This is a genomic window from Mesorhizobium sp. M8A.F.Ca.ET.161.01.1.1 (assembly GCF_004792105.1).
Taxonomy (GTDB): Bacteria; Pseudomonadota; Alphaproteobacteria; order Rhizobiales; family Rhizobiaceae; genus Mesorhizobium.
The window spans coordinates 325,797-347,069 of sequence record NZ_SRTD01000006.1; the positions used below are offsets into that span (position 1 = coordinate 325,797).

The window sequence follows — 21,273 nt, forward strand, 5'->3', positions numbered from 1 at the left end:
TAGGCCTCGAAGCAATTCCGGACGGAGATTCACCCTTCTCCTGGAATTGCTCCCGCACGCCTGACTGCGGTGGACCTGCCTCCCTGGATCCACTGGCGCGCCCGGTTTTCAGCCGGCCTGTTTCAGCGCGGCCTTTTCGGCGCGCAATTCCTCGATCGAGCGCACGCTTCGCCGCGCGGCACCCGCCCATTCGCGGGTCTTGACCGCGGATTTCGACAGTCGCTCCTTGGCCGCCGGAACCGCATGGGCATATTGCGGCAGCCATTGCGCCTGGGCGACGACCATTTCGTCGACCATCTGCCAAACCTCCTCGGGCGTCGACACGGCGCCGACCAGCGGATCGTGCAGCACGGCAAGCTTCAGAAGATCGATGTCGCCAGATATGGCGGCATGGACCGACATGCGCTGGACGTTGATCGAGGCCATGCAAGTGGCGGCACAGGCTTCCGGCAGCGTGATGCCGGCGGCCATGTTGATGCCGAAGCGGTCGACGAAGCCGGGCGACTCGATGATGGCGTCGCGTGGCAGATTGGTGATCACGCCGTCGTTCTTGACGTTGAAGTGGCCACGATAGACGCGGTTGGTCTCCAGCGCCTCCAATATGTGGCTGGCATGCTCGTTGGAGCGATTTTGCGGATCGATCGGCTTCGACGCCGCTTCGAGGAACTGCGGATATTCGGTCTCGAACCAGTTGCGGGTTTCCGTGGAATAACGGAGGTAGCCGCCGGTCTCGCCGTGGATCCAGTCCGACATGTCGATCCAGCGGGTGATCTCGTCGGGACGCTTGCGGTACCAGGGCAGATATTCGGAGAGATGTCCGTTGCTTTCGGTGGAATAGACGCCGAAGCGCTTCAGCACATCGATGCGCAGCTTTTCCTGCCGGGAATAGACCGGGTGCGCCTCGAAGGCGGCGACCAGTTCGTCCTTGCCGATTTCACGCCCGTTTAGCCTGAGCTCGATGAACCAGGTCTGGTGGTTGATGCCGGAACAGACATAGTCGAGTTCCCCAGGCGATTTCGCGCCCAGCACCTCGGCGATCTGTTCGGCGCCGTGCTGGACGCCGTGGCAGAGCCCAACCGTGTCGACCTTGCCGTATTCGATCGCCGCCCAGGTGTTCATCGCCATCGGGTTGGCGTAGTTGAGGAATTTCGCGTTCGTCTCGGCAACCTCGCGAATATCCCGGCAGAAATCCAGGATCACCGGAATGTTGCGCTGGCCGTAGAGGATGCCGCCGGCGCAGATCGTGTCGCCGACGCACTGGTCGATGCCGTATTTCAGGGGAATGCGGATATCATCGGCATAAGCTTCGAGGCCGCCAACCCGCACGCAGCTGATGATATAGCGCGCGCCCTCGATTGCCTTGCGGCGGTCTGTTGTCGCGGTCACCCTGGTCGGCAATCCGTTCGCCTCGACGATCCTGTCGAGGATCGCCTTGATCATCCCCAGATTGTGCTCGCTGACGTCGGTCAGGGCGAATTCAATGTCCTTGAATTCCGGCACACACAGAATGTCGGTGAACAGCTTCTTGGTGAAACCGACGCTGCCGGCGCCGATAATAGCGATTTTGAAACTCATCACCTTCACCTCGATCCAATCGAATGCTAGGCAAGGAGCAGCAAGGGAGGAAAACGGCCACACGCCTTGGCGTGCATGCCATTCAAGCCGGAATCCGGCTTTCTCTCCTCCCGCCCGCTCCTCGATCGCGGGTTATTCGCGTTCTTCGAGGCGGGATTATGCGCTTATTCGCGGTCACGGCCAGAGAAGGATTATGCTTTCAGGGGTAATTTTGTGCTGCGTGATTTGATCGCCAACGGACAGTCGATGCGGACAGTCTCGCTGCCGCGCGGCCGCCAGCGCCTGCATGCCATGCCGACGAGCACAGGCTATGAGGTGCGCGAGGACGTGACCTATGACTGGGATGGGCGAAAGCGCGGCCAGACACCGTTCACCGTGCTCCAGCACACGATCAGCGGCACCGGCCGGCTGCGCTACGAGAACCGCGACTACCGCCTGCAGACGAACGACACGCTGCTGGTGCTGGTGCCGCACAACCACCGCTACTGGCTGGCCAAGGACGAGCGCTGGGAATATTTCTGGATCTCGATGAACGGCGAGGAGGCGTTGCGCATCCACAAATCGATCCTCGACGTGTCGGGGCCGGTCTTTCGGCTGCAGCCGGCGACGATCGACCATCTCGCCGATTGCAGCCTGCGTCTCATCAAGGGGGCCGCTTCACCAGGTGCCGCTTCGGCCATCGCCTACGAGGCGGCGATGGCGCTCTATGACGATGTGTTCGGCTCGCACGCCTTTGCCGAAAAACAGAGCGCCATGCAGCCGGTCATCGATCACATCAACGCCAATCTCGACAAAGCCCTGCCGGTGGCGGACCTCGTCCAGATCAGCGGGCTCAGCCGGGCTCATTTCTCGCGCTGCTTCGCCGAGAGCGAAGGCCTGCCGCCCGCCGAGTTCGTGCTGCAGCAGCGGCTGCAACGGGCGGCGAAGCTTTTGACGAAAGCGGACTTCCTGCCCGTGAAGGAAGTGGCCATCCTGTGCGGTTTCGAGGACGCGAATTACTTTTCGAAGGTCTTCCGCCGGCTCTACGGGACGACGCCCAGCCAGTTCCGCACCACCGGCATGTATGCCAGCTTGCAAACCCCGGCCAGGCGCGGCGCCAGACTGTCGGACAACGAGATCTGACACCGCTTCGAGCTTCGTTCCATCAGGCCGCGTGCAGGCTGCCGCCGTCCAGCCACTCGCGTTGGGCGGGCGAAAGCGCGATGTCCAGCGCCCGCAGGCTGTCGTCCAGTTCGCCCAGCGTACGCGGCCCAATCAAGGGAACCGACGGGAAAGGCTGATTGAGCACATAGGCCAGCGCAATGTGGATCGGGCTCTTGCGCAGCCGGGCGGCGAGTTCGATCGCGCGGTCGCGGCGGCCGAAATTGCGCTCGGAGTACCAGACCCGCACCAGTTCCTCGCTGTCCAGCCTGTCGCGCCCGGCGCGATCGGTGAAGAAGCCGCGTCCCTGGCTCGACCAGGCGAAGTTGGGCATCTGCCTGGATGTCAGCCAGGCCTTCCAGTCATCGGTAGAAGAGGTGATGCAGCCGGCCCAGATCGGTTCCAGCATCTCGGCCAGCGAGAAATTGTTGGAGAGCACGCCCGGCTTCTGCTTGCCCGTGCGCTCGGCATAGGCAATCGCCTCGTCCATGCGCTGCATCGTCCAGTTCGAGCCGCCGAACGGTCCCCGGATGCGGCCGGCCCTCACCTCGCGATCCATCGCGTCGACGAACTCACCGACCGGCACGTCCGGATTGTCGCGATGCATGAAATAGATATCGACATGGTCGGTCTGCAGGCGGTCGAGCGACTGGGCAAGCTGCTTGCCGATCACGTCGGGATAGCAGAGCGGCGAATGCGCGCCCTTGGCGATAACGACCGATTGCTCACGCACGCCACGGTTCCTCAGCCATTGGCCGAGCAGCGTCTCGGTGTAGCCGCCCCCATAGACATAGCCGGTGTCGAACAGATTGCCGCCGGCTTCGAAGAAGGCGTCGAGCAGGATCGACCCGGAGGAGAAGGTGCGGAAATCCTCGAAACCGAGCGCCACCACCGAAGCCGGCTTCGCCACGCCCGGAATGGTGCGCTTGCCGATCGCCGTGCCGCCCGAACGCAAGGGCCGGCCTGAGATGGTGTTGGTGCGCAGCGAGGCCTTCTCGATCTCATATTCCAGTCCCACGGCCGCACGCCATCTGTCGAGCACGCGCAGGGTGCCGAGGCTGTCGGCCCAGCCCATGCCCGGCCAGGCGAATTCCTGCCGCCCGGCGCGGATCGCCTCGCCGGCGGCATCGACCTCGAAGGAATAGACGTGGCGCTTCTCGTTGACGCTGATGGTCTCGCGCGTACCGTCGGCGCCGATCACGTCGATCCGGCCGAGGCCGACATCGCGGTCGCCGCCGGCGAACCAGAAGTCCGGCACCTCGATACGCCCCTTTGTGCCGAAGATACGCAGCACATTGTCCTGGTTGAGCGAGATGCTGCAGGAAACTTCCGCGACGATACCGCCTGGAAAATGCAGGACAGCGGAGGCCCATTCGTCGACGCCGGATTGACCAAGATGGGCGATGCCGGCGACCTTGTCGGGTTCGGCGAATGGCTCTCCCGCGGCGGCGCCGGCAATGAGGCGCACCATCGAAACGGGATAGCCGCCGACATCGAGGATGCCGCCGCCGGCAAGATCGTTGGCGTAGAGCCGATGCTCCGGCATGAAATCAGGCATGGCGAAGCCAAAGCTCGACTTGATCATCCTGATCTCGCCGATGACGCCCGACTTGACCAGGTCCACCAGTTGCAGCGTCTGCGGGTGGAGCCGGTACATGAAGGCCTCGCCGAGGAAGGTGCCGGCCTTTCGCGCCGCATGCATCATGGCGTCGGCCTCGAAGGCCGTTAGCGCGAGCGGCTTTTCGCAAAGCACATGCTTTCCCGCTTCCGCAGCCCTGATCGCCCATTGCGCGTGTCCGGGATGCGGTACCGCGATGTAGATGGCGTCGATTTCCGGATCGGCAAGCAGCGCTTCATAGCCATCGAGGATGCGGGCGCCTGGGAAGCTCTCGGCCAGGCCCGGCTTGCCGGGGTTGCGGGCGCCGATGGCGACCAGTGTCCCTGTGCGCGACCCGGCGACGCCGCCGGCAAAGGCCTTGGCAATGCCCCCCGGCCCGAGGATGCCCCAGCGAATGGGCGTTGATACAGTCATGTCATTCTCCTTGCGGGCTTGAAAAGGTGCGGCCAGTCAGCGCAGCCGCAGCCCCTTTTCGTCGAACAGGTAGGATTTGCGGATGGAAACGGTGACCTCCGATGTCTCGGGGACCTTTGCCGCGTCGCGCTGGATCACGACGTCCTCGCCATGGCTCGTCCTGGCGTAAAGGAAGCTGGTGCCGCCGAGGTGCTCGACCACGTCGATGGCGGCGGTGAGGTCGGCGGCGCCTTCACCAGCGCTGCCAAAATGTTCGGGCCGCACGCCGACGATGACCTTGCTCCCAGGTTCAGGCGCCGCAACCTTCAGGGGCTGCGTGAAGCGGGTTTTCTCCTCGCCCGCCAGCTCGACCACGACGCCTTTTGCATCACGCCCGACAATGTGGGCCTTGATGAAGTTCATCTTCGGCGAACCGACAAAGCCGGCCACGAAAATATTGTCGGGATTGTCATAGAGATCGAGCGGCCGGCCGATCTGCTCGACATGGCCGCCGCGCAGCACGACGATCCGGTCGGCGAGCGTCATCGCCTCGGTCTGGTCGTGGGTGACATAGACCATGGTGGCGCCGAGTTCCTTGTGCAGCCTTGAGATCTCGACCCGCATCTGCACGCGTAGTTCGGCGTCGAGATTGGAGAGCGGCTCGTCGAACAGGAACACTTGCGGCTCGCGCACGATGGCGCGGCCGATGGCGACACGCTGGCGCTGGCCGCCGGAGAGTTTCTTGGGACGGCGGTCCATCAATTCGCTGATGCGCAGGATCTCGGCCGCGCGCTTGACCCGCCGCTCGGTGTCGGCCTTGGGGTTGCCGGTCATGCGCAGCCCGAAGGAGAGGTTCTGTTCGACGCTCATATGCGGATAGAGTGCGTAGGACTGGAAGACCATGGCGATGCCGCGATCTGCCGGCTCGACATCGTTGACCACCTTGCCGCCGATGGCGATCTCGCCGCCGCTGATGTCCTCGAGCCCGGCGATCATCCTGAGCAGCGTGGACTTGCCGCAGCCCGACGGGCCGACGAAGACGACGAACTCGCCATCGGCGATGTCGATGTTGGCGCCGTGGACGACCTCGAAGGCGCCGAAGCGCTTGGCGACGTTTGTGAGCGTGACGGTTGCCATTCTGCTCCCTATTTGACCGCGCCGGCGGCGATGCCGGCGATGAAATGACGCTGCAGGAGCACGAAGACGACAAGCATCGGCACGGTCAGCATCACCGCGCCCGCCATGATGCCGCCCCAAGAGACTTTGGTCAGGCCGATCAGCGTGCCGAGCGCCACGGGTGCTGTCATCGAACCCGGCTGGCTGTTGATGAGCAACGGCCAGAGATAGTTGTTCCAGGAGGCAAGGAACAGGATGATGCAGAGCGCGGCCAGCATCGGCCGCGCCAACGGCAAGGCGATGAAGACGAAGATACGCCACTCCTTGACGCCCTCGACGCGGGCGGCATCGAACAGGTCGTCGGGCATCATGGAAAAACTCTGGCGCATGAACAGCACGCCAAGCGAATTGAACAGCGGCGGCACGATCAGCGCCACCCATGTGTTGGCGAGCTTGAAGTCGCGCGCCACCATGATGAATTGCGGGATCAGCACCACCGCATAGGGCAGCGTGATGGTGCCCAGGATGATGGCGACGACCACGCTTTTGCCGAAGAACTGGTAGCGGGCCAGCGCCCAGCCGGCCATCGAGGTCAAAAGCACCGACAGGACGGTGTAGGTCACCGCCACGCAAACGGAGATGACGATGGCGCCGACGAAGTCGGTGTCATGCTGCAGATTGTTGAAATTGTCGATGAAATTGCCGTGCGGCAACAGTTCGATGCCGGGGCTGAAGATGCCATTGTCGGGCATGGTCGAGAACACCACCATCATCCACAGCGGAAACAGCCAGATCAGCGCCAGCGGCGTCAGGAATAGGTGCAGCGCGATGCTTCGTTTCAGTCTTGCCGATGAGAGCGAGCTCATTTCGGTTCCCTCGTCAGCCACAGCTGCACCAGCGTGATGGCGATCGCCAGCCCCGCCATGGTGTAGGCCACGGCCGAGGCATAGCCGAAATTGAGCGAGCGGAAGCCCTGGCGGTAGAGCAGCAGGCCGAGCGTCTCGGTGCCGCCGCCCGGCCCGCCGCGCTCGGTGATCAGGAACGGCTCGGTGAACAATTGCATGGTGCCGATGATCGACAGCACGGCGCAGAAGACGATGACCGGCTTCAACAGCGGCAGGGTGATGTGGAAGAATTGCTTGAGCTTGCTCACCCGGTCGAGCGTCGCCGCCTCATAGACATCCTCGGGAATGGATTGCATGCCGGCCAGCAGGATGATGGCGTTGTAGCCGGCCCAGCGCCAGGTGACCGCGATCATGATCAGCGCCATGGCCGGCGTGACGTTGGAGAACCAATCGACCTTGGGCAGGCCGACGCTGTTCAGGAGCTTGTTGACGATGCCGAAATCGAGGCTGAACATCAGCCGGAACACCGCCGAATAGGCGACCTCGCCGACCACCACCGGGGCGAAGAAGGCGAAGCGGTAGAGGCCGCGCGCCTTGAGCAGCGGCGAATTCAGAAGCACCGCCATTACCATCGCCAGCGCGATCATCACCGGAACCTGGATGACCAGGATGAGCAGCGTGTTCTTCAGCGCGTTGAAGAAGGCGGGGTCGCCGATCAGCCGGCCCCAGTTGAAGCCGGGCGCGAAGCGCCAGGGCACGGTGCGCGTCGCCTGGAACGAGATCAGGAACGAGGAGATGATCGGCCACACCCAGAAGATGGCGAAGATCAGGAGATAGGGCGTTAGAAAGCGATAGGCCGTCGCATTGCGGTTGCGCATCTTTTCTCCTCCTCCTTTCTGTTTTTCCGGTTAGTGAGGCAGCAATTGCCGAAGTAGGCGCCGCCCCTCATCCGCCTGCCGGCACCTTCTCCCCGTATAGTGACGGGGAGAAGGAAGCTGTCAGCACCTCAGGACTTGACCGGCAGCCCGGTCGCCGAGGCGATCTGGCTGGCGGCATCGTCGAGTGCCGCCTTGGCGTCGGGATAGCCGCCGGCGAGATATTTGGTCTGCACCGCGCGCACGATGATCTCGGCATCGCTCTGGAACTGCGTGCCGCGGCTCGGAACAACCTTGGGCAAGGTGCCCAGAATATCCTTCCACACCGCCTGGCCACCCCAGTAGGGCAGGCCCTGGCCGACATAGGGGTCGTTCAGCGCCGAGACCAGCGAGGGGACGAGGCCGAACTCCTTCAGCATGGTGATCTGGCCTTCATTGGTGCCGAGCGTGTATTTCAAATACTCGTAGGCAGCTTCCTTGTTCTTCGACGCCGAGGTGATGGCGAGCGAGGAGCCGCCGAGATTGGCCGCACGCGGGCCGTCCGCGGTCAGGCTCGGCATCAGGTAGACGCCCCATTTGCCGTTTTCGCCCGCCGATTCGGTGCGGATGGTGCCCTCGTACCAGCCGCCATAGACCTGGGTGGCGACGGTTCCGGCGGTGTTGTTGGTGATCTTGGTGCCCCAGTCGGCCGACGAGACGATGCCGGCGTCCTTCATCTCCTTGAGCTTGGTCATGGCGTCGACGCATTTGGGCTGGTTGACCGTGATCGACTGGCCGTCCTCGGCGAAATAGGCGCAGCCCTGTTCGTTGGCGATCATGCGGAAGAATTCACTGTCGCCGTTGAAATCGGCATTGGTCATCGAGACGCCCGGATTGGCGGCCTGGATCTTCTTGCCGGCGGCGATGAAATCGTCCCAGGTCTTGATCGATGCCGGATCGACGCCGGCCTTCTCGTAGAAGTCGCGACGATAGAAGGCGGCGACCGGACCGGAATCCCACGGCATGGCATAGGCCTTGTCGCCGACTTCGAGTTCGGTGCGCTTGAAATCGGGGAATTTCTTCTGGTCCTCGGCTGTGTAGCCCAGCGTGTGCAGGTCGACGAAACAGTCGGGGAACTGGCTCCAGTAATTCTCGGCCTCGCCGTTCTCGATGGTGACGACGTCGGGCAGGCCAACGCCGCCGGCCGCGCATCCGGCGATCGACTTGTCATAGGTCGGCTGGTTGCCGAGATCCTGGACGGTGACCTTGATGTCGGGATGCAGCTTGTTGAAACCGGCAACCGTTGCCTTCAGCGACGAGGCGGCGACATTCCAGCTCCAGATCGTGATTTCGCCGGATTGCGCGAAGGCCGGGGCTGAGCCCAAGGCAAGCGCGAGCACGGCGCAGGACAGTGTGATGCGCATTGAAATCCTCCCATTTCATTTGCTCTCTCTGCGAGCCTGGCTAGACTAGGCACCGGCAAGGGCCTGTCCCCGACAAAGGGAATACGAAATTGGCGGAAAGTAAGATGCCCGAACGGCCGTTTTACCAGCCTGGTGCCAGCAGCGTGGAAGGCCTGCCGTTGCTGCTGCAGATGTTCCACACCAGCCCCCTGGTGATGCTGAAGCCGCATTGGCATGCCCAGGTCGAGGTGAATTTCATCGTCCGCGGCTCCGTCCACTACCGCATGAACGAGCACGAAATATCGCTTTCGGCCGGCGAGATGTGCCTGTTCTGGGGTGGCCTGCCGCACCAGATGGACGATTTGAGCGACGACGCCGTCTATGCCGGCGCGCATCTGCCGCTGGTGCATTTCTTTCGGCTGCACCTGCCCGCGGACATACGCCACCGGCTGATGACGGGTGCGACGCTGGTGACCAGCGCCACCGATCAATCCGACAACGACAATTTCGCCCGCTGGAACCGCTATGCCCGCTCGGGCGATCCGGCCAAGGCCGAGCATGCCGTCAACGAACTTCTGCTGCGGCTGGAACGGGTAAGGTTCGAGCCCTACCGGCTGGTGCCGGTAAACACCGCCGGACAGGAAGCGGGCAACCCCTTCGACCAGCAATCGTCGCGCAATGTCGGGCGCATGTGCGATTTCATCGCCGAGAATTTCCTCTACGACATCGATTGCGTGAACATAGCGGCGGCCGCCGACATCCACCCCAAATACGCCATGAGCCTGTTCAAGAAATCGACCGGCATGACGCTCAACGAATATGTCAACCTGTTGCGGCTGAGCTATGCGCAGGCACTGTTGATGCACCAGGACGCCAACGTGCTGCGCGTCGCCATGGACTCCGGCTTCGGCTCGCTCAGCGCCTTCAACAAATCCTTCCGCAAGCTGGCCGGCATGACCCCATCCGACTTCCGCAAAGGCCTGGCAGGCGCCAGATAGGCGGGCGCACGGCATGCAAACCGGCCCATCGGGCGGCATTTCTTTTCCTGCGGGAAATCCACACCTGGGCGCTGGACAGGCCGAATTCCCGTGCTATAACCCACGCGCTTTCAAGGGGCGCCCACGGTGCCTTCATGAAATCCGGAACACGACTTTTCGTTAGCCGGAGCAGGCCCAGATAGCTCAGTTGGTAGAGCAGCGGACTGAAAATCCGCGTGTCGGTGGTTCGAATCCGCCTCTGGGCACCATCCCCTGTTCTCCCGATAATCTCCTTCGCCGAAGCTTCTACGCTTCTGTTTCTGCAAGCAGCGGAAATCGTTGCCGATTTTGGCACACAAGGTGCAGTTGGTCGGGTCTTGTAGAATTTCGGGGTAGTTGGTCCAACGAGGCGGAGGGCTGGTATTTCTGCTGGTATTGGACATTCTGATGGTATCGTCCAGCCAAATGGAGCCCCGAAAATGGCCCTTTCCGATGTGAAATGCCGAAATGCCCGACCCACTTCCAAGCTCATGAAATTGTCTGACGGTGGTGGGCTCCAGCTTTGGGTGCAGCCTACCGGATCTCGCCTTTGGCGCCTCGCCTATCGTTTTGGCGGCAAGCAGAAACTTCTGGCGTTGGGCAGCTATCCCCTAATCTCCCTCGCTGAGGCACGCGAGGCGCGCGATACGGCCAAACGCCTACTCCTTCGTGGCATCGACCCGGCACAGGAGCGTAAGTTGCAAAAGTTCCATTCGGCAAAGGACACGTTTCGCTCAATCGCGGAGGAATATGTCGACAAGCTGAAGATGGAAGGACGTGCCGATCGGACCATCACCAAAGTCAAATGGTTGCTCGATTTTGCCTATCCATCCTTTGGCGACAAAGGCGTCCGGGAGATCGATTCGGCCACAATTCTTACCGCTCTAAGGAGCGTGGAAGCTCGCGGTCGATACGAGTCGGCCAGGCGACTGCGCTCCACCGTCGGGAGCGTGTTGCGGTACGCAATCGCGACCGCACGCGCCGAGGCAGATCCGACTATCGCTTTGAGGGGCGCACTCATCAGCCCGACAGTCACGTCGCGTGCCGCAATTACCGATCCTAAGGCCTTGGGAGGCTTGCTGAGGGCGATCGATACATTTGACGGACAGGCTACAACCCGAGCCGCCCTGAAGCTGATGGCGCTGCTGTTTCCCCGGCCCGGCGAGTTGCGCGCGAGTGGATGGGACGAGTTCGATTTCGAAAGCTCGGTGTGGACCATCCCTGAAGGACGGATGAAGATGCGACGGCCGCACCGCGTATCCCTTTCAAGGCAGGCCGTCAGCGTCCTGACCTCACTTAAAGAAATCTCTGGTGGTGGATCGCTGCTGTTTCCTAGTGTTCGATCGGTTTCGCGTCCGATTTCCGACAATACGCTTAACGCCGCCCTGCGCCGTATGGGCATTGGCAAGGAAGAAGCTACGGCGCACGGTTTTCGAGCAACGGCATCAACTCTGCTAAACGAATGCGGGAAATGGCATCCGGACGCCATAGAGCGTCAGCTGGCCCATATTGAGAACAACGACGTTCGTCGTGCGTATGCCCGGGCAGAGCACTGGGAAGAGCGGGTCAAGATGATGCAATGGTGGGCCGATTATCTGGATGAACTGGAGAGCAAAAACGCGCGAGTGATCTCAATCGGGAACCGTGACATCATTAACTGAAGGCTCAGTTGGAGAAGGGAAGTAGCAGCCAAACTGCATGCGCAATGATCTCGCCAGGAAAACGATGGCGGCGATAGAGCGGATCTCGAACAATCTTCAACATCGTGACCTGATGCGGTGGACGGCCTCCGCTCCCGGCATCGCAATGTGCCAAAGTGTGGCTGTCGAAAGTCACATAAGGGAGAGCCGTCCATGGAGAAGGTTAGCACAGTCGGTTTGGATATAGCCAAGCACGTCTTTCAGATCCGCGGCGTAGAAGCGTTGGGCGTGGCAGTCCTCCGCCGAAAGCTGCGTCGTGACGATGTCGCTGGTTCCTTCAAGGTGTTGCCGCCGTGCCTGATCGGAATCGAGGCGTGCGCGACCGCACACTACTGGGCTCGGGTCCTAATGGCGCTGGGTCACGAGGTTCGGCTCATGCCGGCGTCGTACGTCAATGTGAAGAGGCAGAAGAATGAGGCGATGGATCCCGAGGCGATCTGCGAAGCGGTTGAGCCGTCTGCTCGATACAACTCCTCGAATAGGTCCAATCACTGCAAGCGATCGCTGCGACCGTAGCGGCGAAACTCATCGGGTGGTAAAGACCGCCTCGGCAGGATCAGCAAGCAGGGCGATCCATATCTCCGTCGTCTACTCGTGGTCGGTGCCCACGCCGTGCTCCGATTCAGCGCAAAAAGCAAAGTGGCGTCTACCCGCTGGGCTACCGAACTGCTGGCGAAGAAACCATATAACGTCGTCGCCGTCGCCTTAGCGAACAAGATGGCGAGGACCGTCAGGGCGTTGATGGCGACCGGCCAACGCTTTGAGGCTCCCGGTCGCGAAGGATTCAGAGATTGGTGAGGTGCTGATGGTGTGATGGCGAACCGTCGAGCCGGGGTCGGACTAACCCGCTCAGTGGGTGCCGCTTGAAAGCGCGTTAACCTGTCTGGGATCCGATCAGCGGACTACATCAGGGCCAGCGACATGAACGAGCCGCACTCAAAGGCCGAATACATGCCTGCACCAGAAGCGCCGAGAAAGCCCTTTAAGGTAGAGTTTCCCGGCTTTCTCACGATGGCGGGCTGGCGGCGCCATTGGCATGAAGCAACGAGATCGGGGCCTTGTGCCCGATCGCCACATGCGGGCGCACCTCGTTGTAGTATCTGCGCCAATCCTTCGGTCGCGTCGGCAAGGGTCAGGAACCAGTGGGCGTTCAGGCACTCCGCCCTGAAGCGGCCGTTGAAGGCTTCGATGTAGGCGTTGTCGGTGGGCTTTCCCGGCCTGCTGAAGTGGAGCGTCACGCCTTTCGCCTAGCCCATAGGTCGAGGTCGCGGGAGACGAACTCAGAGCCTTGGTCGACGCGGATCGTCTTCGGATAGCCGATCTTCGGACAGACCTGTTCCAGTGCCCTGACCACATCCTCCGCCCGATAGCCGAACCGCGGGTCGAGCACAGGCACATGGCGGGAGAACGTGTTGACGACCGTCAGCACACGGATCTTCTTGCCCGTCGCGAGCTGGACGAAGTCCATCCCCAGACGTCGTTCGGCCCGACGGCTTCCTCCCGGCCTTCCCGCAGCTTCGCCTTCACACGCCGGCTCGGCGTCTTGTTCCTGAGCTGCAGACCCAAGTCCCTGCAAGTTCGATAGGTTCGCTTCATGTTGATGTCCCAGCCCTCGCGCGTGAGCATCACGTGCACGCGCCGGTATCCCTAGCGGACCCGTGTGGCGCAGATGTCCTTGATCCGAGCTTCGATGCCGGCCTGACATCGCGGCGGCGGGACTTGTAGTGATAGGTTGACGTGTCGAACTCCAGAACCCGGCATGCTCGCCGGATCGACACGTTCCACTCATCACACGTCTCGGCCACCAGCTCGCGTTTGCGACCAGGCCTCACAGTGTTCGATTGACGTCCTGCAGCATCTCCTTGTCCAAGGACAGATCGGCCACCAGCTTCCTGAGGTTGCAGTTCTCGTCCTCAAGCTGCTTCAGCCGCTTCATCTTGGTGGGCAGCAGTCCGTCGTATTTCCTCTTCCAGTTGAAGTACGTCGCCTGGCTGATCCCGCCCTACGACAGATCTCCGCGACGGGGATTCCGTCCGGCCCCTGCTTCAGAATGAACGCCTACTGCGCGTCCGAGAACTTCGATGCCTCCATCGCCTTCAGCTCCTCCCAGCCAAGGGATGTTACCGCGGAAACTCCACTTTGAACGATCCAGTTTTCAGGGATCAGAGAGTCAGAGGAATCGCTTTACACCGCAGATTTCCCTCAGTTTTCAGTTAACGTTGCGGTGCCCTTGGGAGGCCTTACACCTTAAGCGTTTCTCTGAGTGTCGAGCCCGGATACTCCCTGCGGAAGAGTCCACGCTTTTGGAGGATGGGCACGACTGATCGAGTGAAGGCCTCAAAAGAGCCGGGCATTTCAGTGGGCGTGACGATGAACCCATCGCAGCCCTTCTTCTCGAAAAATTCCTGGAGTTGGTCGGCCACGCTCTCGGGCGTGCCGACGAGTTGAGGACAGAGCTCGCTTGTGGCGAAGCGCTTCGCCGCCTCTCCGAGCGTGAGATTGCCGGCCTTGGTCCCCTGCAGGATGACATCGAAGGAGCCACGAGAGCCGGCCTCTGCCGGAATGTCGCTAATCGGCTTGTCTATCGGCCATTGTGACAAGTCGAGTCCGGTATGGGCTGACATTAAGGGGATCCCGATGCGAGGTTCGACAAGTTCATTGATGTAAGCCTGCTTCTCGCGCGCAATCGATTCCGTTTCGCCGACGATCGGGTCCACCGAGACCAAGATAGAGCAATCGTCCGGATTCCGCCCCCCGCTGTCGAGGCGATGCTTCATGTCAGCATAGAACTCCTGCATGTCCGGCAACGAATGCTGGAGCGTAAAGACGAGCTCGGCGTAGGTGGCGGCAAATTTGCGTCCGCGCAGTGACGATCCGGCCTGCATGATGACCGGATGCCGCTGAGGGCTCGGTGGAACGGTGAACATGCCACTCGCACCGACGAACTTCCCGGCGATCTCGGTGCGGCGCATCTTCGCTTCGTCAATGAAGTCGCCGCTTTCCTTATCGATGACGAGGGCGTGATCGGACCAACCCGTCCACATGTCAAGACAGACATTTAGGACCTCCTCGGCGCGGTCGTAGCGTTCGTCGCGCCCCGGGAGCGCATCCTTGCCGAAATTCTGCGCCGCCCGGTGGTATGAGGAAGTCACGATATTCCAAGCGATGCGGCCGCCGCTCAGCACATCGAGCGATGAAAGCACTCGGGCTATCGCATAGGGCTCTTGGAAGCTTGTGGAAATGGTCACGCCGAGTCCAATGCGCGACGTCGCTCGCGCCATCATCGCGATAAGAGGGACAGGATCAAGTAGCGACATCTGCCCTCCCCGAGCCATAGCGTTTTCGCTGTGGAAGCACAGGGTATCGGCAAAGAATAATCCGTCAAATCTGCCGACCTCAAGGGTTCGAGCCAGCGTTTCCCAGAATGCCGGGTCGAGAAACCTGTTTTCTGTTTCTGGATGACGCCACATGCCGTGATGATGGAAAGTTGGCCCGGCCATGAGAAACGCTACGAACTTCATTTGTCGTGACATTCTGCTTTCCTCTTCATTTTTTAATTTATGTATACGTGCTAACGAAGCAAGGGTCGCGCCAATCTAGAACTCCTACTGCTACGTAGCTGTTTTACATTCATTTTCTTAAGCCACTAGAGGGCAGAGCCAAACTGTCCCGCAAGGCGCAAGATATACCCCAGCTATTGGCGGATTAAGGACATTGTGATGTCCTTTGCGATCAGGCCCGCGATAGGATCAGAGAAGTCAATTTGTATGCGATCATGCCTTTTTTCTCGCCTCGGACGGTTTCTTTGGGTGAACACAATCGATATTGCGAACCATCGCTCGAACTCGCCAATACGCCTTGATCGAATTCACTGAGAGCTCGGCGGAGACCAGCGTCGAGACCTCGGTTGGGAGCGTCGGCAATTTCCTTGACAACGCTCTGTCGTAACGACTACCGCTCTACACAAGGCCGAGGTGATCCCTCCATGCGGACCATGGCGTTACGTCGAGGCCGTGGCGTTCGCGACGCTGGAATGGATCGACTGGTCCAGTAATCGCCGGCTGCTGGAGCTTATCAGCAACATCCCGCCGGCCCTTAGGGGAACGCTACTAGGCCATACTCGAAAAGCTAGCCATGGCGGCGCGTCTCAAAGCAAACAGCCTCCGAAACCTGGCGCGGTTCATACAGCTTGTCATCTCTACCTCTTGACTAAGCCCAGGCTCCATGACGAAATCGATTAGCTTTATGTGATCACCTCACCCGCGTTGAGCATGCCATGCGATAGAGCGAAATCGCAGGCTGGCCGGCTGCCACCTTCGAAACGTCTCCGCAATCATTTGCAGTATGGAATTCCAATGCTCAGGTGAGACTTGACTCGGGATATCATGTCTCCCAGCCCAAAACTTGACAAACCGCTCTTCGCTCATGGATACAGCTTCGGTGCTAGCGAGAGAGATGCAGTTGCCCAGATTGGGATATTGATTGAGGAGCGGTTCGTAGGTTCCCATTTGACCGACGAGTGTAGTAACCGCCCGTCGCAAAGCGGGTGCCATATCGCGTATCCTATTTTCGATTTCAAGTTGAAAGGGATCCCTCTCAAGATCTGCAAGAAGGGTCACAATGGTGAAAAACCCGCGAGGCCGCAAGATTCGCATGCTTTCGCGAAGTGCTTCGCGCGCGTTCGTCAAATGGAACGACAGGCTGTAGCAAACCCAATCTAGCGATGCGTCGGCGAGGCCCGTGCTTTCTCCCGGTGCATTGATCCAGGAAACGGCAGGATAAGTTGGGCCTAGCTTTCGCCCCACCTCAACCATCTGACTATCAGGTTCCACAGCATACCCTGAAAGTCCCATGTCAGCTAAGGCATAGGCAATTTGGCCAGTACCTGCGCCGATATCCCCGAAGATCGGACGCTCGGCGGAGTGCTTTACTTCATCGAGAAGAGATTGAAGGACTCGCCGGGAAAACGGAGGGAACGCAGGATAAAACTTCGCTATTTCGGAAAAGCTTCCAAAAGACCGCCTACTCGTAACTTCCATCTTCTACTCCACTGCGTTGTTGACTTCTTACATCGGGCCATTCGCTATGAGCCCCGGCAGCCCAGCCGGCGCGCTGCCTTGGAAGAAAGGCTTCAAAAATCGTGCCAACTTGTCTATCGAACTGGTGCGAAGAATTTTCGACCAGTTTGCGCCGTCTACCTGCGGATGAAAAATGAGCCATCGGCCAAACAAGCCTGTCACAGCCGCGACAAACCCGACAATTGTCGCATCGTTCGTCTGAATTGCTCCTGAATAGTAAGTTGTGCCTTCTGTGATTGCTGCCTCTGATACAAGAAGTATCTGAGGCAATGAGGGCGTAGTCGCGTGGCTCTGATAAAGGCCTTCGTGCCTGGCATTTTCAGAGGCCGTTTATGATGATAGCGGGTCCGGTTCGAACTCATTTCCGAGCACGGCTGCTTGGGGGCAACGGCTTTCCTGATCTGGATCTAGCTTACGTCGGCTCGGCTAAGCGAAGCATTCGCCCAGGCCCGCCTTGTGCGCCCAGAGATCCGTGGAACCGTGTGTCGCCCCAGCGCGCTGACCCGGTGCAGCAAAGGTTCGCCGTCTCAGCATCTCGAAGCGCTCCGGAGAACCAACGAACCCTTAGGTGCATTTCCTCAATGCGAACTGCCAAGCTGTCCTTCACGGCGGTGACCCGAGTGGGCAAAGATAGAACACTTCCTAATTGAAACGGTAGGCAGGGACCTCTTCAACGGAGAAAGGGGTAGCGTGCTGAGGGTTCGGCTGAGAGAGGGCGGTCATGGCAGGCTGGTGATTGTTCACGTCACCGATTCCCGCGAAGGAACGCCACCATGACCAAGACAGAAAGTAAGACCGCCAGCGCTGCCGTCAAAGACATTCTGCTTTCGAACCCGGATGGATTGCACGAGGTGATCCGCGCGGTGATGCAGGAGGTGCTCGAGGCCGAGATGGACGAGGCGCTGGGTGCTTCGAAGAGCGAGCGCACGCCGGAGCGTCTCGGCTATCGCTCGGGTTACTATGGCCGTACCCTTGTCACGCGTGTCGGCAAGCTTGAGCTGCGGGTTCCGCAGGACCGGGCGGGCCGCTTCTCGACCGAACTTTTCGAGCGTTACCAGCGTTCCGAGCGGGCCTTGGTGGCCACGCTTGCGGAGATGTATGTGCAGGGCGTGTCGACCCGGAAGGTCAAGGCGATCACCGAAGAGCTGTGCGGCCATGCGTTCTCGGCCTCATCGATCTCGGCCATCAACAAGCGGCTGGACGAGAGCCTGAAGGCCTTTGCCGAGCGCCCGCTTCAGGAGCCCTTTGCCTATCTCATCCTCGATGCCCGCTACGAGAAGGTGCGCGAGGCCGGCATCGTCACGAGCCAGGCGGTGCTGATCGCGGTCGGCATCGACTGGGACGGGCGGCGCCAGATCCTGGCAGTGGAAATGGCCAATCGCGAAAGCCGCTCGGCCTGGAGGGATTTCCTCGTCGCGCTGAAGACGCGCGGCCTCAAGGGCGTCGAGCTGGTTGTCTCTGACGACCATGCCGGCCTGGTCGCGGCGATCGGCGGGGTGATCCCCGAAGCCGCCTGGCAGCGCTGCTACGTGCACTTCCTCAGGAACGCGCTCGATCACCTGCCGAGAAAGCACGGCGACGACTGCCTGCAGGAGTTGCGCTGGCTCTACGACCGGCGCGATCTCGCCGAGGCCAAGGCCGATCTCGCCGCATGGCTTGCCACATGGTCGGGCCGCTATCCGCGCCTGACGAGCTGGGTAGAGGAGACCATCGAATGCACGTTGACCTTCTTTGCCTGCCGCGCCAGCACCACAAGCACCTGAAGTCCACCAAAATGCTGGAACGCCTCAACGAGGAAATCCGCCGGCGCACCTATGTCGTGCGCATCTTCCCGAACGCCGAAAGCTGCCTGCGCCTGGTCAGGTCGCTGGCCGTCGAAACCAACGAAAACTGGATGGAGGCCAACCGCTACATCAACATGGACGACTGCGCGAGCACAAGAAGCTCGCTTTGCGCCAAGCCGCATGACCAGCTTCATGGCCGCCCCTTTTTGCAGAACTTGACGCACACAACCGAAAAGGGCTCGATCACCTGTGTAGGGAGCATGGCGCATTGCATGTAGGAAGTGTGCGCTGGGTCTATGACCGACGCGATCTCGCAGCATGGCTGGCCAAGTGGTCGCCAAGCTATCCCTGAGCTGACGAACGGAGTGGAGGAAGCGGACAACACACGGCTAGACGGCGTCGATCTGGAGGAAATGGCCGGGCCATTTCGGTTTGCTGCCCTTGGGCAGGCGTATGGCGTAGCGCTTGCTGACAAGGCGGAAGCGGCGGCCGCCAAGCTGCGGCGCAAAGACGGGTATAAATGCCGGCCCCTTTAATTGAGGTGAGACACATGTCCGATAGACTACTCGTGCGCAGTGATGAGTACGCGAGACGCATCGACGCACTCCGGAAGTGCATGGCAGAACAATCTCTTGATGCGTTTGTGATCTCAGACCAAGACCACTTTGAATATTTTACAGGCTACAAGTCCCTGTTCTGGATCTCTAAAGCTCGGCCGTACTTTCTGGTCGTTCTGAAAGAGAGCGACACGGTGATGGTCGTGGCAGCCGCTGCCGAAGCGAAGACATTTTCTCAAACGCCCGAGCTGCCTGCAGGTGTGATGCACCGGCAGTATTCCGGCTTCATCGAGGGTGCGGTTGATAAAGTGGTCGAAGTTCTCGGGCAGGCCGACCTTCGCAGAATTGCGCTTGATTATGGATTCGAGAGTTTCGGCCTCGGTTCCCTCAGTTTGCTTGACAAGCTAAACGCCCAATTTCGTGCAGCACAGCTCTTGGAAGGTGCAGATTTCATTTGGCCCATCCGAATGATCAAGACGCCGGCGGAAATTGCCCAGAAGCGGCTTACGCTCGGGATCGCGCATGGCGCGTTCCACCATTGCTTGAACAATTTGACGCTGGGCACGACGGAAAAACGATTCGCCAAGGCCTTGACCCTCGAGCTGATCGAACGTGGCGCCGATTCGGTTCCGTGGCTCCCGGTGCGTTTTGGACGAGAGGATTTCGCTTATAGCCTGCCGCCGAGCGATCGGGCGCTGGCAAAAGATGATTTCATTTGGGTTGATATCGGTTGCTGCATGTTGGCTTCGACTTCAGACGTCAATCGGATTGCGAAGGCCGGCCGCGTCACCGACGAAGAGCAAAGCATTTACACTCAGGTTCGAAACATAACAACCGCGACCTTGTCTGCAATTAGGCCGGGCATGACCGGTGCCGATGTCTACGGCGCGTTCGAAGCGTTTGCCAAGCAAACTGAGTTGGGGTTGCCGAGCGCAACTGCGTCCCGGATCGGCCATGGGTCCGGACGCAACCTGACGGAGCCACCCTCGATCGCGGCTACCTCGAAGGAGGTGATTCATGAGGGGATGATCATCCACGTCGAGCCGAAATACGAAATGTGCGGTGGAGTATTCCAGTTGGAGGAGGTTGCCGTGGTGACAAAGAACGGCGCAGAATTCATTACAACGCTTTCTGCAGAACGATTTCCCGAAATTTTGCTCTAATTGGAATTATTCATTCGGAGAATAATCGACGCGGATTTACCGCCTTCTTCGCGAACACTCTGGTCTTGCGGTGAGCCGACACAAAGATAGGCCCCTCTGAGCATGTCTCAGCTGCGAAGCGCGCCGTCGCTTCAGCGGGCAATGAGCGAACGGCGGGCGTGTAAAGCCATCGGCTGTTGCCGCATGACGGTTCGCTACGAGACCAGCAGGCCGGACGACCGCGAGCTTCGCGAGCGGATGAAGGCGATCGCGCAGGAGCGTCGCCGGTTCGGCTACCGGCGTCTTCTCGTGATGCCGCAGGAAAGCGGCCCTCACCGTCCTCGATACGAGCTTCTGATCCAGGCGGAAGACCCGAGATTATCTACAGGGTCATCGAAGCGATGCCCTTACGGCTAGCTGACAGAGGTTCTTCCACCTGGCACCCGCCCTTCAACGACGAAGGGCCGGAAGTCGGAACCACCTTTGACGACAGCGTGCACGACGCGGGCCATCTTGGCGGTGATAGCGGTCATTGCCTTGCGGCGTAGATCGGGATTGTCGCGATCGCTCGCAATGTAGCCTTCGAACTTATGACGGAAGCCATTCTCCCGCTGGCGGATCGCGACTTGTCCGGCGATCCACAGGGTAGGGCGCAGCCGAGCATTGCCGAATTGAAAAGGCGGGTCTGGCCCCGATATTGGCCTGACTGCTGTGTCGAGAGGTCCAGCCTGCAGAACTTTAGAAACTGGCGACGATGAGCGAAACGGCGAAGATCGCCGGCTTCGGCAATGATGGTCAATGCGTTGATCGGTCCAATGCCCGGGATTTGTCGCAGGAGCTGATAATCCTGGCTGTGCCGCAACAGCTCGTCGGCCTGCGCTTCGATCTCATTGCGCAAGCATGCGATCCGAGTGCTCCGTCAACGCGCGTCGAAGATACCTGGCAACAAGAGGCACAGCCTTCGCTACGGCGGCGATGTTCGCGAAGCGCTCGTGGTGTTTGTGGGAGGCATCGGAGCGGCTGTGTTCCAAACGGCTGCGGCCGTTGATACC

At 60.4% G+C, this 21,273-nt stretch carries 12 protein-coding genes, 1 tRNA gene and 8 pseudogenes; 10 read left to right on the plus strand and 11 right to left on the minus strand.

The window, feature by feature from the left end; genetic code table 11:
* Positions 1–108: 108 nt before the first annotated feature.
* Complete coding sequence (locus tag EN804_RS18045) at positions 109–1,575, minus strand: alpha-glucosidase/alpha-galactosidase (RefSeq protein WP_135861950.1); 1,467 nt, start codon at positions 1,573–1,575, stop codon at positions 109–111.
* 213 nt (positions 1,576–1,788) lie between these two features.
* Between EN804_RS18045 and EN804_RS18050 the strand changes: the two genes are divergently transcribed.
* Complete coding sequence (locus tag EN804_RS18050; protein ID WP_189524534.1) at positions 1,789–2,697, plus strand: AraC family transcriptional regulator; 909 nt, start codon at positions 1,789–1,791, stop codon at positions 2,695–2,697.
* A 22-nt stretch (positions 2,698–2,719) separates the two neighbouring features.
* Here the strand turns inward: EN804_RS18050 and EN804_RS18055 are convergent, their stop codons facing one another.
* The 5 genes from EN804_RS18055 to EN804_RS18075 form a co-directional block, all read right to left on the minus strand.
* Positions 2,720–4,747: an aldo/keto reductase gene (locus EN804_RS18055; protein WP_135861952.1), complete on the minus strand. Its 2,028-nt coding sequence runs from the start codon at positions 4,745–4,747 to the stop codon at positions 2,720–2,722.
* Positions 4,748–4,783: 36 nt separating this feature from the next.
* Entirely contained in the window at positions 4,784–5,863 is a 1,080-nt protein-coding gene (gene ugpC, locus EN804_RS18060) for a sn-glycerol-3-phosphate ABC transporter ATP-binding protein UgpC (protein ID WP_135861953.1), read from the minus strand.
* A gap of 8 nt (positions 5,864–5,871) precedes the next feature.
* On the minus strand, positions 5,872–6,708 hold the full coding sequence (locus EN804_RS18065; RefSeq protein WP_127276331.1) for a carbohydrate ABC transporter permease: 837 nt from the start codon (positions 6,706–6,708) through the stop codon (positions 5,872–5,874).
* Positions 6,705–7,565, minus strand: a complete 861-nt coding sequence (locus EN804_RS18070) for a sugar ABC transporter permease (RefSeq protein WP_135881036.1) — start codon at positions 7,563–7,565, stop codon at positions 6,705–6,707. The genes EN804_RS18065 and EN804_RS18070 overlap by 4 nt, the downstream gene beginning before the upstream one ends.
* 128 nt (positions 7,566–7,693) lie before the next feature.
* A complete protein-coding gene (locus EN804_RS18075) occupies positions 7,694–8,965 on the minus strand; it encodes an ABC transporter substrate-binding protein (RefSeq protein ID WP_127276327.1) in 1,272 nt (423 codons plus the stop codon).
* A 104-nt stretch (positions 8,966–9,069) separates the two neighbouring features.
* On the opposite strand from EN804_RS18075, the gene EN804_RS18080 reads away from it, so the two are divergent.
* The 3 genes from EN804_RS18080 to EN804_RS18090 all read left to right on the plus strand — a co-directional run bounded on the left by EN804_RS18080 (position 9,070) and on the right by EN804_RS18090 (position 11,621).
* A complete protein-coding gene (locus tag EN804_RS18080) occupies positions 9,070–9,942 on the plus strand; it encodes a helix-turn-helix domain-containing protein (protein ID WP_127276325.1) in 873 nt (290 codons plus the stop codon).
* A gap of 172 nt (positions 9,943–10,114) precedes the next feature.
* Positions 10,115–10,190 (plus strand) — tRNA-Phe (locus EN804_RS18085).
* 210 nt (positions 10,191–10,400) lie between these two features.
* Positions 10,401–11,621 carry an integrase arm-type DNA-binding domain-containing protein gene (locus tag EN804_RS18090; RefSeq protein WP_127310301.1) on the plus strand — a complete coding sequence of 407 codons (1,221 nt, stop codon included), beginning with the start codon at positions 10,401–10,403 and terminating at the stop codon, positions 11,619–11,621.
* Positions 11,622–11,646: 25 nt separating this feature from the next.
* Here the strand turns inward: EN804_RS18090 and EN804_RS38025 are convergent.
* Positions 11,647–11,724, minus strand: a pseudogene (locus EN804_RS38025) (IS6 family transposase); the annotation flags it as partial.
* Positions 11,725–11,813: 89 nt separating this feature from the next.
* On the opposite strand from EN804_RS38025, the pseudogene EN804_RS18100 reads away from it, so the two are divergent.
* Positions 11,814–12,458 (plus strand): annotated as a pseudogene (locus EN804_RS18100) (transposase).
* 208 nt (positions 12,459–12,666) lie between these two features.
* Here the strand turns inward: EN804_RS18100 and EN804_RS18105 are convergent.
* Both EN804_RS18105 and EN804_RS18110 read right to left on the minus strand, forming a co-directional pair.
* A pseudogene (locus EN804_RS18105) lies at positions 12,667–13,712 on the minus strand (IS3 family transposase).
* Between the two features lie 188 nt (positions 13,713–13,900).
* Entirely contained in the window at positions 13,901–15,193 is a 1,293-nt protein-coding gene (locus EN804_RS18110) for an LLM class flavin-dependent oxidoreductase (protein WP_245463608.1), read from the minus strand.
* Between the two features lie 316 nt (positions 15,194–15,509).
* Between EN804_RS18110 and EN804_RS38030 the strand changes: the two are divergent.
* A pseudogene (locus tag EN804_RS38030) lies at positions 15,510–15,773 on the plus strand (IS3 family transposase); the annotation flags it as partial.
* A gap of 143 nt (positions 15,774–15,916) precedes the next feature.
* On the opposite strand, the gene EN804_RS18115 reads toward EN804_RS38030, so the two are convergent.
* Positions 15,917–16,699 carry a class I SAM-dependent methyltransferase gene (locus EN804_RS18115; RefSeq protein WP_127310300.1) on the minus strand — a complete coding sequence of 261 codons (783 nt, stop codon included), beginning with the start codon at positions 16,697–16,699 and terminating at the stop codon, positions 15,917–15,919.
* Between the two features lie 812 nt (positions 16,700–17,511).
* Between EN804_RS18115 and EN804_RS18120 the strand changes: the two are divergent.
* From EN804_RS18120 to EN804_RS18135, 4 genes and pseudogenes are all read left to right on the plus strand, one after another.
* A pseudogene (locus EN804_RS18120) lies at positions 17,512–18,706 on the plus strand (IS256 family transposase).
* Positions 18,707–18,760: 54 nt separating this feature from the next.
* Positions 18,761–18,896, plus strand: a pseudogene (locus EN804_RS38035) (IS256 family transposase); the annotation flags it as partial.
* Between the two features lie 176 nt (positions 18,897–19,072).
* Positions 19,073–20,242 (plus strand): Xaa-Pro peptidase family protein, encoded by a 1,170-nt coding sequence (locus tag EN804_RS18130; protein WP_164761741.1) that lies wholly within the window; start codon positions 19,073–19,075, stop codon positions 20,240–20,242.
* A gap of 141 nt (positions 20,243–20,383) precedes the next feature.
* A pseudogene (locus EN804_RS18135) lies at positions 20,384–20,536 on the plus strand (IS3 family transposase); the annotation flags it as partial.
* Positions 20,537–20,634: 98 nt separating this feature from the next.
* On the opposite strand, the pseudogene EN804_RS18140 reads toward EN804_RS18135, so the two are convergent.
* Positions 20,635–21,116: pseudogene (locus EN804_RS18140) on the minus strand (transposase); the annotation flags it as partial.
* Between the last annotated feature and the right edge of the window lie 157 nt (positions 21,117–21,273).